Raw genomic sequence first — 459 nt, forward strand, 5'->3', positions numbered from 1 at the left:
AACCAGTGACTACAAGGGTATCTAATCCTGTTTGCTCCCCACGCTTTCGCGCCTCAGCGTCAGTTGCTGTCCAGCAACCCGCCTTCGCCACTGGTGTTCCTCCTAATATCTACGCATTTCACCGCTACACTAGGAATTCCGTCTGCCTCTCCAGTACTCAAGAACTACAGTTTCAAATGCAGGCCACAGGTTGAGCCCGTAGTTTTCACATCTGACTTGCAATCCCGCCTACACGCCCTTTACACCCAGTAAATCCGGATAACGCTTGCCACCTACGTATTACCGCGGCTGCTGGCACGTAGTTAGCCGTGGCTTATTCGTCAGGTACCGTCATTTGTTTCGTCCCTGACAAAAGAAGTTTACAACCCGAAAGCCTTCTTCCTTCACGCGGCGTTGCTGGGTCAGGCTTGCGCCCATTGCCCAATATTCCCCACTGCTGCCACCCGTAGGACTGCTCTA

General features: G+C 52.9%; 1 rRNA gene. It reads right to left on the reverse strand.

What is annotated here, in order from left to right:
- A 16S ribosomal RNA gene (locus tag H9X80_RS08955) occupies nt 1–459 on the reverse strand; the annotation flags it as partial.

The organism is Olsenella profusa (assembly GCF_016900315.1).
Lineage (GTDB): Bacteria > Actinomycetota > Coriobacteriia > Coriobacteriales > Atopobiaceae > Thermophilibacter > Thermophilibacter profusus_A.